Annotated in this window: 9 protein-coding genes; 7 read left to right on the top strand and 2 right to left on the bottom strand. The window is 62.7% G+C overall.

Annotation, left to right across the window (positions count from 1 at the left end):
* On the top strand, positions 1-429 hold the full coding sequence (locus AACH32_RS08680) for a MaoC family dehydratase (RefSeq protein WP_338606398.1): 429 nt from the start codon (positions 1-3) through the stop codon (positions 427-429).
* 1 nt (position 430) lies between these two features.
* Positions 431-1,285 carry an alpha/beta fold hydrolase gene (locus AACH32_RS08675; RefSeq protein ID WP_338606397.1) on the top strand — a complete coding sequence of 285 codons (855 nt, stop codon included), beginning with the start codon at positions 431-433 and terminating at the stop codon, positions 1,283-1,285.
* A gap of 38 nt (positions 1,286-1,323) precedes the next feature.
* Here AACH32_RS08675 and AACH32_RS08670 read toward each other — a convergent pair whose 3' ends face one another.
* Positions 1,324-1,731, bottom strand: a complete 408-nt coding sequence (locus tag AACH32_RS08670) for a Zn-ribbon domain-containing OB-fold protein (RefSeq protein WP_338606396.1) — start codon at positions 1,729-1,731, stop codon at positions 1,324-1,326.
* 2 nt (positions 1,732-1,733) lie between these two features.
* On the bottom strand, positions 1,734-2,897 hold the full coding sequence (locus AACH32_RS08665; protein ID WP_338606395.1) for a thiolase family protein: 1,164 nt from the start codon (positions 2,895-2,897) through the stop codon (positions 1,734-1,736).
* A 453-nt stretch (positions 2,898-3,350) separates the two neighbouring features.
* On the opposite strand from AACH32_RS08665, the gene AACH32_RS08660 reads away from it, so the two are divergent.
* The 5 genes from AACH32_RS08660 (at position 3,351) to AACH32_RS08640 (ending at position 11,153) form a co-directional block, all read left to right on the top strand.
* The gene (locus tag AACH32_RS08660) at positions 3,351-5,360 is read left to right on the top strand and encodes an aldehyde ferredoxin oxidoreductase N-terminal domain-containing protein (RefSeq protein WP_338606394.1); all 2,010 of its coding nucleotides are present in this window, start codon (positions 3,351-3,353) and stop codon (positions 5,358-5,360) included.
* A gap of 2 nt (positions 5,361-5,362) precedes the next feature.
* Entirely contained in the window at positions 5,363-5,905 is a 543-nt protein-coding gene (locus AACH32_RS08655) for a hypothetical protein (RefSeq protein ID WP_338606393.1), read from the top strand.
* An 88-nt stretch (positions 5,906-5,993) separates the two neighbouring features.
* Positions 5,994-7,145, top strand: a complete 1,152-nt coding sequence (locus AACH32_RS08650) for a (Fe-S)-binding protein (protein WP_338606392.1) — start codon at positions 5,994-5,996, stop codon at positions 7,143-7,145.
* Between the two features lie 32 nt (positions 7,146-7,177).
* Positions 7,178-10,255: a CoB--CoM heterodisulfide reductase iron-sulfur subunit A family protein gene (locus AACH32_RS08645; protein ID WP_338606391.1), complete on the top strand. Its 3,078-nt coding sequence runs from the start codon at positions 7,178-7,180 to the stop codon at positions 10,253-10,255.
* Positions 10,256-10,307: 52 nt separating this feature from the next.
* A complete protein-coding gene (locus AACH32_RS08640) occupies positions 10,308-11,153 on the top strand; it encodes a hydrogenase iron-sulfur subunit (protein ID WP_338606390.1) in 846 nt (281 codons plus the stop codon).
* Positions 11,154-11,202: the final 49 nt, after the last annotated feature.

Here is an 11,202-nt window from a genome sequence, read left to right as displayed (position 1 = left end):
ATGAACCAACCGCTGAGCATAGACCAGATCAGCCTGGGGCAGACTTACGAGACCACCGTGCAGGTGGACGAGAAGCGTATCGCCGCCTTTGCCCAGGCCACCGACGACGACAACCCCATCCACTTTGACGACGAGGCCGCGGCCAAGAGCATCTTCGGCCGCCGGGTGGCCCAAGGCATGCTCACCGCCGGGTTCCTATCCGGGGTGTTCGGCACCCAGTTTCCGGGCTCGGGCACCATTTACCTGTCCCAGACGGTGCGTTTCCTGCGCCCGGTGTTCATCGGCGACGCCATAACCATGCGTCTGAAGGTGCTGGAGCTTTGGCCCGAAAAAAACCGCATCCGGGTGGAAACCACCTGCCTCAACCAGGACGGCAAGGAGGTGGTCACCGGCGAGGCCATGGTCATGCCGCCGCCCAGGGAGTCCTGAGATGGCCGACCCCCAAGTGCTGCACGCTTCCGGCGCGGGCCTCGGCATACAGCTGCATTCCTGGCCGGGCCCCGAGCCGCCGGTGGTGGCGGTGCACGGCCTCACCGCCAACGGCCGCTGCTGGGAAACCATCGCCCGCGAGTTGGCGGGCGGCCGCCGCCTGGTGGCCCTGGACCTGCGGGGCCGGGGCGGCTCGGACAAGCCCGAGCACGGCTACGACCTGGAGCATCATTGCGCGGACCTAGACGGGGTGCTCGACGATTTGGGCCAGGAACGGGCGGTGCTCATGGGGCATTCGCTGGGGGCCTATATCTCCTTGGCCTACGCCGCCACTCGGCCCCAGCGCGTGGAGCGGCTGATCCTGGTGGACGGCGGCGCGGTCTTGAGCCCCGAGCAATGGGGCAAGGTGGCCCAGGGCATCGGGCCCTCCCTGGAACGGCTGGCCCAGGTCTATGCCTCTGTGGAAGATATGCTGGCCCAGGTGCGCCAGGCCCCCTTCCTGCAGCCCTGGAACCAGGCCACGGAGAACTATTACCGCTATGACTGCATCAAAGTGCCAGGCGGGGTTCGGTCAGGCACCAGCAGCGCCACCGTGGCCGAGGAGAGGGCCAACCTAAACAAGGTGGACTTCTCCCGCTTCTATTCCCAGGTGCGCTGCCCGGTGCTGGTGTTGCGCGCCGGCCAGGGCATGCTGGCGCCCGACCAGCTGGTGCTGCCGCCCGATGCCGCCGCGCGGCTCCTGCGCGACCTTCCCCAGGCCCGTCTGGTGGAGTTGGATAGGCTCAACCACTTCTCCATCATTTTCCAGCCCAGCCCGGAGAGGGCCCAAGCAGTCAGGGAGTTCCTGACCGCCTGATCGTTTGCCCGCCGGCTGCAAACTCCAGTCGGTGGCGCTCAGTCCAGCGGCCGGAACTGGGGCAGGCTGTACTCTTCGGAGAGATCGTCCCAAACCACCCGGACCGGCATGTCGCAAGCCACCGCCTCGGGCGGGCAGCCGACGATGTTGGTCAGCAACATGGGCCCCTCTTCCAGGCGCACCACCGCCACCACGTAGGGCACGCGGCCCTTGAAGGCCGGGTGAAAGGCCTGGTGGTACACGGCGAAGGTGTAGACCACGCCCTGACCGGAGGCCTTGATCCACCGGGTCTCCCGGGAGTGGCAGCCGGGGCAGAGGATGCTGGGCGGCCAGCGCACCTCGCCGCAGGCGGCGCATTGCTGAAAGTGCAATTCATGCTCTTGGCAGCCTTGCCAGAACGGCTTGCTGTCCGCGTCGGGCATGGGCAGAATTCTTTCTCCGGACATGACTAGCCCCTCCTAAAGATCATACAGGCGTGCGACTGCAGGGTGCCGCCGTTGTCGCTGCACAGGATTATTTCCGGCGTCTTGGTTTGGGTCTTGGGCCCCAGTTGCCGCTCCCCGCAGCGCCCCATGAGCTGCATAACCGCCTCGGAGATGGGGGTGAGGCCCATGAAGTAGGCCTCGGAGAGCTGACCGCCGGAGGTATTCACCGGCATGGACCCGCCGGGCTCTATGGTTCCGCCCTGGATCCAGTCCCCGCCTTCGCCGCGCGGGAAGAAACCATAGTCCTGCAAGGTGACTTCCACGGTGTAGGTAAAGCAGTCGTAGATTTGGCAGGCGTCCACCTCCGCCAGGCCGATGCCGGCCATCTTGAACGCCGCTTCCCCGGCCTGCTTTGCCCCGGTGGGGCCGGCCACGTAGCGGGCCTGGGCAATTTCGTTGGAGGGGTTGTGCATCCCCAGGCCCATCAGGAGCACCGGCGGGTGCTTGAGGTCCCGGGCCCGCTCCGCCGTGGTCACGATGATGGCCCGTCCCCCGTCATTGATCTGGCAGTTGTCGAACAAACGGAAGGGCTCCACCACCAAGGGAGCGCCGAAGTAATCCTCCTCGCTCATGGGCTTGGCGTGCATTATGGCCGCCGGGTTCAGGTTGGCCCACTTGCGCTGGCCCATGGCGATGTGCTTCCAGGTATCCGGGCCGCGCGAAAATTCGTGCATGCCCCGGCGGGCCGCCAGGGCGTAGCGGCCCACCGCCCCGAAGTGCCCGAAGGCCGCCTCGCTGGGCCGGGTGTTGAACAACAACTGGCGCATGCCCCCGCCCCACAGGCCGCTGTGCCCGTAGGATATGACCACGTAGTTGCAAATCCCCGCGTCCAGCACGCCAACTGCGTGCATAAGATGCGAGCGGGATCAATTGGCGTCCTGGCTGAGGTAGGTGGGGGTCAGGCCCAACTGCTGGGCCAGCAACTGGGGCGTCGGGTCCGGCTCGCCAGGGCAGGGAGGAAAATGACGGTAGGAGATGAGCCCGTCTATGTCCTGTTTTTTTAGTCCCGCGTCGGCGATGGCGTTGGCCGTGGCCTCCAGGTGAAAACTCAGGGAAGTGCGGTCGGGTACCTTCCCTTGCGGGGTGTACCCCACCCCCACAACTGCGTATCTGTCGCGTATCTGCATGAAATACTCCTGTCGCCACGGGCGGTTGAGCTCATTACTTCAACGAATTCTAGCATTTTCCTATTGCAGATAGGAACCTGGATCGCCAGACGCCAGGCTCACCGCCCCGGTTCGTGGGTCGCGATGGGGTCGAATTACAGACACAAGACAGGGCAACACTGCTACCAACAGGTGTGACCCCAAACTGGCTAGCGCTGTCTATGTGCCGGAAAGACCGTACTTTTGAGTAAGTTACTTCTCTGGTGTCGCTGCATGGCCCGTCCTACCCCCCTACGCATCCATGGGGCAGGTTTTGCCTTGACATGAAGTTACATTGTAGCCATATTATAACTGCGATGTGTCCACGCCTCCTAAAGGTATGATCGCTAAGCCAATAGCAAGGCAAAGTCGAGGGCGGGTGCCGGAGGATAAGGCGTGTCCTACCCCCGTTAAAGCCATTGGGAAGAGGCAAGCATGCGGTACGGAGAAACAGGTTTTAACCTAGAAATAGACCTTACCACCGGCAACATCGAGCGGGTGGAAACCGACCCCCGCGACACCGAGTTGTACCTGGGTGGGTTGGGCACCAACGCCAAGCTCATTTGGGATCGGGTGCCGCCGGAGGCGGATGCTTTTTCCCCGGAAAACCTTTTGATCTTCGCCTCGGGCCTGCTTTGCGGCACCCCGGCCACCGGCTGCAACCGCACCATCGTTACCACCATTTCCCCTCAGACCAAGCTCATGGCCTTTTCCATGATGGGCGGTTTCTGGGCCCCGGAGCTCAAATACGCCGGGTACGACAAGGTTATCTTCCGGGGCAAGTCGCCCGAGCTGGTCTATCTGTACATAAACAACGACAAGGTGGAACTGCGCGCCGCCGAGCACCTTCGGGGCAGGGGGTCCGTGGAAACCGCGGAGTTGATCCGCCAAGAGCTCAAGGAACCCAAGGCCCAGGTGGCGGCCATCGGCATGGCCGGGGAAAACCGCGTGTTCTTCGCCTCCATCGAGCAGGGCCGCTCCAGCGCCAGCCGGGGTGGCATCGGCGCGGTGATGGGCGACAAGAACCTCAAGGCCGTGGTGGTGCGCGGCACCAAGGACATCAGCCTGGCCCGCCCCGCGGAGTTCATGGAGCTGTGCCAGGAGGTCTTGGAATACATCAAGTTCCGCAATGAAAACCCCGTCCCCGGAGTCATGCCCATCCTGGCCGGGCTGGGCTCGCCCCAAGAGATGAAGGTGCACGACGAGAAGTGGCACACCGAAAACTTCTCCTGGGGCAACTCCCGGACCCGCCGCAAGGAGTTCTGGAGCGAAGAGGTGGAGCGGGACTGGACCGAGACCATGGATAAAATGCGCACTCGGCTCATCAGCTGCTACAACTGCCCCATGACCTGCGGGGCCACCATTTCCCCGCCGGGCATGCCCACCTACATGATGAAATGCTTCTCCAAGCTCACCTACACCATGGCCGCCTTCGCCGACCTGGAGTTCGGCCTGGGCATCGCCCAGAGCGCCACCGAGTACGGGGTGGACGGCTTCTCCGCTCCCCAGGTGATGGCCTTCGCCCTGGAGCTGTTGGAAAACGGCATCCTCACCGACGAGGATTTCCCGGGCATGCCCGAGGACAACGAGGGGCGCTTCTACTGGCTCTTGGACCACATTGTGCGCCGCGAGGGCATCGGCGACATCCTGGCCGACGGCACCTATTGGGCCGCCCAGCGCATCGGCAAGGGGGCCGAGGAGTACGCCCACAACAATATCAAGAAGCACGAGCAGCTTCCCCTGAAGCTGTCCATGCTCAACCCCATCTATTTCATCATGTACGCCACCGGCGAGAAGATAAACATCACCCAGATCGAGGGTCAGTTCCCCCAGGCCCCCTTCCCCAAGCGGGAGCACCGGGAAGCCTTTGTCAAGGACTGGTTCCAAGTGCCGGACGAGAAGTTCAAGCAGTACTTCCTGGATTGGGAGCCCAGAGGGGAGAACTCCATCCCCTACTACCCCACCCCGCCCATGGTCTGCGACATCGTGGATTGGCAGGAGCGGATGCACTACATCGACGACGCCCTGGGCATGTGCGCCGGGCTGTCCTCCTTCCCCCTCAAGCCGCCCTACCACATCCACAACTACCCCAAGTTCATCTCCGCCGGGGCCGGCTATGACATGGACGAAGAGAAGCTGACCCAGGCCATCAAGCGCTACCGCACCCTGGTCAGGGCCAACAACACCCGCCGGGGCATGCGCCGCAAGGACGAGCAGCCGCCCAAGGACCACTGGAAGAAGCGCTTCCCCGAGTTGGAGCAGGAGCTCTTGGACACCTACTACGCCTTCAAGGGCTGGAACTCCGACGGCATCCCCACCGAGACCACCCTGCGCGAGTTGGGGCTGGACTACGTGGCCGACGATTTTATCGAGCGCGGCATCCTTACCAAGGACGAGGAGGCTCCCCCCCAGAAAGCTGCGGCTGACCAGGAAAAGGAGGCGTAGCCGTGCCGGGCGAGAAAAAGACCAAGACCGTCAAGACCATCAAGGTGGACGTGGACAAGTGCAACGGCTGCCGGGCCTGCGAGGTTATCTGCTCGGCCTTCCATGCCGCTCCCAAGTACAGCAGCAACAACCCGGAGCGCTCGCGCATCCGGGTTATCCGCGAGCCGCTCAAGGACGTGTACGTGCCGGTGTACGCCGGCGAATACACCCCGGCCGAGTGCATGGGCCGCGACAAGTACATCATCGACGGCAAGGAATACGACGAGTGCGCCTTTTGCCGGGCCTCCTGCCCTTCACGCAGCCTGTTCAAGGAGCCCGACTCCGGCCTTCCCCTGAAATGCGACATGTGCGAAGGCGAGGACGAGCCCCTTTGCGTCAAGTGGTGCATCGTGGACGCCCTCACCTATGAAGAGCGGGAAGAGGAAGTGGAAGAAGGCGAGGAGATGGAGGAGATGGAGGTGGGGCTGGAGGCGCTGGCCGACAAGTTCGGCATGGACAAGATCAGGGACGCCATGGCCCGCCTTTCCCAGCACAAAAAGGATTAGCCCAACGGCCGACGCCGCCAAACGCGCGGCCATCATGCACCGTGGCGGATAGCCTGCCCGCGGCCGAAACGGGGAGTTGGGGCGGATAGTGGAAAACGTAGCCGATTACAAAGAGATCGTAGAGGTCATAAAACTCAGCGGCGGGGACGCATTCAAGATGTGTTTCCAATGCGGCCTCTGCGATACCGTGTGCCCCTGGAACCGGGTGCGCGATTTCAGCATGCGCAAGATCGTGCGCCAAGCCACCTTTGGTTTCACCGACATCGAGAGCGAGGACATCTGGCGCTGCACCACCTGCGGCCTGTGTCCCAGCCGCTGCCCCCGCGACGTGAAGCAGATAGAATCCGGGGTGGCCCTGCGCAAGATCGCCACCGAGTACGGCGTGTTCCCCACCGCGGTGAAACCCATCCGCACCATCAGCGGCAGCCTCATGGGCGAAGGCAACCCCCTGAGCGAAGAGCGCAAGGACCGGGCCAAATGGGCCGAGGGCCTGGGGGTGCAGACCTTTGACGAGGAAATGGAGATCCTCTACTTCCCCGGCTGCTACTTGAGCTACGACCAGCGCCTCAAAAAGGTGGCCAAGGCCACGGTGCAGGTGCTCAAGGCCGCGGGGGTGGAGTTCGGCATCCTGGGGGAAAAGGAAAGCTGCTGCGGCGAGAGCATCCGCAAGACCGGCGATGAGGAGGTTTTCCGCCGCCTGGCCAAGGAAAACATCAAGAACTTCATCGACGCCGGGGTGAAGAAGATCCTGGTCTCCTCGCCCCACTGCTATCACACCTTCAAGAACGAATACCCCGAGTTCATGGTGAACTTCGAGGTGATCCACATGAGCCAATTCTTGGCCCAACTGATCCAGGAGGGCCGTTTGGAGATCAAGGGCGAGTACGCCAAAAAGATCACCTACCACGATCCCTGCTACCTGGGCCGGCACAACGGGATTTACGACGAGCCCCGCCAGGTGCTGGGTTCGGTGCCCGGCCTGGAGTTGGCGGAGATGCCCGACTGCCTGGAGACCAGCCTGTGCTGCGGCGGTGGCGGGGGGCGCATCTGGATGGAAACTCCCAAGGGGGAGCGCTTCTCCGATCTGCGCCTGCAACAGGCCATGGACCTGGAAGCCCAGGTGCTGGTCACCGCCTGCCCCTATTGCATCACCAACTTCGAGGACAGCCGGCTGACCCTGGATAATGGCGAGTCGGTGGAGGTGAAAGACATATCCGAGGTAGTCCAGGAGGTCATTTAAGGACCGTTCAACCCTGGTAAAGGCATAGGTGAATGGAAACGCAAACCGAAGAGCATGGCAGCATCCCCAGCGGGGACAATTACGGCGACGTAATGGTCCTGGGCGGCGGGATCAGCGGGATCCAGGCTTCCCTGGATCTGGCCACGGCCGGTTACAAGGTCTATTTGGTCGAGAACGGACCAGCCATTGGTGGGCATATGGCGCAGTTGGACAAGACGTACCCCACCAATGACTGCTCCATGTGAATACTCTCGCCCAAACTGGTCGAGGTCGGCCGGCATCCAAATATCGAGGTCCTGTCCTACACTGAACTAAACAGTGTGGAAGGCGACGTGGGCGATTTCCAGATAACCCTTACCCGGAAGCCCCGCTATATCATCGAGGACCGCTGCACGGGTTGTACCACGTGTGTGGAGTACTGCCCCGTTGAGTATCCCGACAAATTCAATCAGGAAATATCGGACAACAAAGCTGTTCACATATATTTCGCCCAGGCCATACCGCTGATCGCCTACATCGACGAGAGCTGCATTTACCTCAAGGAAAAGAAATGCCGCATCTGCGAGGCCGTCTGCCAGGCCGATGCCATCGATTTCCGGCAAAAGCCCGAAAAGATGGATATCAAGGTGGGGGCCATCGTGCTGGCCACCGGCTACGAAACCTATGACCCCAGCCTGAAAAAAGAATACGGCTACGGTGAGCTGACCAACGTGGTCACCAGCATGGGTTTCGAGCGCCTGCTGTGCGCCACCGGCCCTTACGAGGGCGAGATCCTGCGGGGCTCGGACCTCAAGCACCCCCACAAGATCGCCTGGATTCAATGCGTGGGCTCGCGGCGGGTTACCCCGGGCGACAACAGCTACTGCTCGGCGGTGTGCTGCTCCTACACCCAAAAACAGGTGATCCTGGCCAAGGACCACGACGCCGGGGCTCAGTGCACGGTGTTCCACAACGATATCCGCGCCTATGGCAAGGATTTCGAGCGTTACTACCAGCGCACCTCGGAGCTCTCCGACGTGCGCTTCATCCGTTCCTACACCACCGTGTCGCGCGAAGACCCGGAGACCAAGAACGTCTTCGTGCGCTACTCCACCCCCGACGAAGGGGTTAAGGAAGAAGAGTTCGACATGGTGGTGTTGTCGGTGGGGCTCAATCCCCCCGCCGACCACAAGAAGCTCTCCGAGCAGCTGGGCATCGAGCTGACCGACCACGGGTTCTGCCAAGCCGCCACCACCAACCCCATTGAAACCACCCGGCGCGGCGTGTATGTGTGCGGCGCCTTCCAGGGTCCCATGGACATCCCCGAGTCGGTGTTCACCGCCAGCGGGGCGGGCACCCAGGTAGGCGAGCTGTTGGACTACCGCCGGGGCGGGCTGACCAGGGAGCGGGTGTACCCGGCGGAAAAGGACGTCTCTGGAGAAAAGCCCAAGATTGGCGTGTTCGTTTGCCACTGCGGCTCCAACATCGGCCGCGTGGTGGACGTGCCCAACACGGTGGAATACGCCCTGAGCCTGCCCAACGTGGTCTATGCCCAGGAGCAGCTTTTCTCCTGCGCCACCAACTCGGCCAAGCAGATTACCGACACCATCAAGGAAAAGGGCCTCAACCGGGTGGTGGTGGCCGCCTGTTCCCCGCGCACCCTGGAGCCCCTGTTCCGCGACACCCTGCGCGAGGCGGGGCTGAACCAATACTATTACGACATGGCCAACATCCGGGAGCACTGCTCCTGGGTCCACTCCAAGGAGCAGGAGGAATCCACCCGCAAGGCCCAGGACATCATCCGCATGTCCGTGGCCCGGGCCGGGCACCTCAAGCCTTTGCAGGAGATCGACCTGCCGGTGAACAAGGCGGCCCTGGTGGTGGGCGGCGGCCTGGCCGGCATGACCTGCGCCCTTTCCATCGCCAACCAGGGCCATGAGGTCCACCTGGTGGAAAAGGAGCCGGACCTGGGAGGCATGGCCCGCCGGCTGCACCACACCCTGGACGGCTTGGACGTGCAGGCCTATTTGGACGACCTGGTGCGCCGGGTGTACCGGCATCCGGCCATCCACGTGTACGCCAACGCCCAGATCACCGAGGCTACCGGCTACGTGGGCAACTTCGTGACCAAGCTCAAGTCGGACCGGGGCACCAGCGAGATCAAGCACGGCGCCGCGGTCGTCGCCACGGGCGTGGATGTCTACAAGCCCACCGAATATCTCTACGGCCAGGACGAGCGGGTGCTGACCCACCTGGAGTTGGAAGAGCGCATCGCCCTAGGCGACGAGGCGGTTACCGGGGCCCAGACCCTGGTGATGATCCAGTGCGTGGGTTGCCGCAACGAGGAGCGTAACTACTGCTCCCGCGTGTGTTGCAGCGAGTCCATCAAGAACGCCCTGAAGCTCAAAGAGATCAACCCGGAGATGGATATCTACATCCTGTTCCGGGACATCAGGACCTACGGCATGCTGGAGGACTATTACCGCGAGGCCTCGGCCAAGGACATAAAGTTCATCCGCTACGAGCCGGAGAACCCGCCCCAGGTGGAGGCCACTGAAGAGGAAGGCCGCCCGGTGTTGCAGGTGAGCCTGCCCGACTACATCCTGGGACAAGAGCTGGCCATCGGGGCGGACATCGTCACCCTGGCCGCCGCGGTGGTGGCCAGAGAAGACAACAAGGATATATCCCAGTTGTTCAAGGTCTCCCTGGGGCCGGACAACTTCTTCAAGGAAGCCCACGTGAAGCTGCGGCCGGTGGACTTCGCCACCGACGGAGTCTACCTTTGCGGCACGGCCCACTACCCCAAGCACATCCCCGAGGCCATCAACCAGGCCTACGGCGCGGCGGGGCGGGCCGTCACCCTGCTCTCCAACGACATCGTGACTGTGTCGGGATCGGTGTGCGAGGTGCAAGAGGACCGCTGCATGGGCTGCGGGGCCTGCGCCCAGGCCTGCACCTATGGGGCCATAGAGTTTCGCAAGACCAAGAAGGGACAAAAGGCGGTGGTCAACCCGGTGATCTGCAAGGGCGACGGCCTGTGCAACGCCAAGTGCCCCACCGGAGCCATCTATTTGAAGCACTTCACCGACGACGAGTTGATGAGCCAGATCGATGCCATGACCGCCGCCTGATGAGGTAGCATTGTTTATGGGCCGTATTTTAGGGACAGAGGAGTAAGCAAGCATGGGTTCAGGGGGCAAATTCAAGCCCAAGATACTCGGCTTCTTGTGTCATTGGTGAGCATACGGGGCTGCGGACCTAGCTGGAGTTTCCAGGCTACAGTATGCGACCGAGATAAGGGTCATTCGCGTCATGTGTTCCGGGCGGGTTGACCTGGAGTTCGTTCTCCAGGCCCTGTTCAACGGAATGGACGGCGTGTTCATCGGCGGGTGCCGTCTGGGTGAGTGCAACTACATCACCCACGGCAATTACCACGCCCTGAACATGGCCCTGTTGTGCAAGAAGATTCTGGCCCACATCGGCCTCAACCCCGACCGCTTGCGTATCGAGTTCATGTCCGCCGGCGAAGGCAACCTCTACACGGAGGTGGTGGACAAGTTTACCCGGCAGGTGCGGGAACTGGGGCCGCTGGGCCAAGGCCCAGGCGAAGACCTGGAGCCCGAGGAGGTGCGGGCTCGCCTGCAAGAGGTGATGAAGCTGGTGCCCTACATCAAGCTGGTGATGAACACCAAGCTGGGCCACCGCTTGGAGCCCGAGGAACGCGAAAACTTCTATACCAGCGAGGAGATCGACAAGCTTTTCAGTCAGGTGGTCTCCTATTTCATCGACCCGGAGAAATGCCAGGCCTGCCAGATCTGCCTACGCCGCTGCCCGGTGGAGGCCATCATCGGGGCCAAGAACCAGATTCACGTGATCGATCAGGACAAGTGCATCAAGTGCGGCACCTGCTTCGAGGCCTGCCCGCCTCGTTTCGGCGCGGTCACCAAGATCAGCGGCGAACCGGCGCCGCCGCCCATCCCCTTGGAAGGGCGGTCCCTGGAGCGTAAAGCCCCGGAGGCCAAGGCCTGAGGCCGCCAGCGCCATTCACGCGCCCCGCGCATCGCCGCGGGGCGTTTTT

Origin of the sequence: Desulfoferula mesophila, from assembly GCF_037076455.1 — a bacterium.
Lineage (GTDB): Bacteria > Desulfobacterota > Desulfarculia > Desulfarculales > Desulfarculaceae > Desulfoferula > Desulfoferula mesophila.
The sequence above is the reverse complement of the archived record's forward strand: the minus strand, read 5'-3'. Positions and strand labels throughout refer to the sequence as shown.

Bases quoted from the DNA above. Each gene is read 5' to 3' on its own strand.
- AACH32_RS08680 (WP_338606398.1), top strand. From the start codon at position 1: ATGAACCAACCGCTGAGCATAGACCAGATCAGCCTGGGGCAGACTTAC.
- AACH32_RS08675 (WP_338606397.1), top strand. From the start codon at position 431: ATGGCCGACCCCCAAGTGCTGCACGCTTCCGGCGCGGGCCTCGGCATA.
- AACH32_RS08670 (WP_338606396.1), bottom strand. From the start codon at position 1,731: ATGTCCGGAGAAAGAATTCTGCCCATGCCCGACGCGGACAGCAAGCCG.
- AACH32_RS08660 (WP_338606394.1), top strand. From the start codon at position 3,351: ATGCGGTACGGAGAAACAGGTTTTAACCTAGAAATAGACCTTACCACC.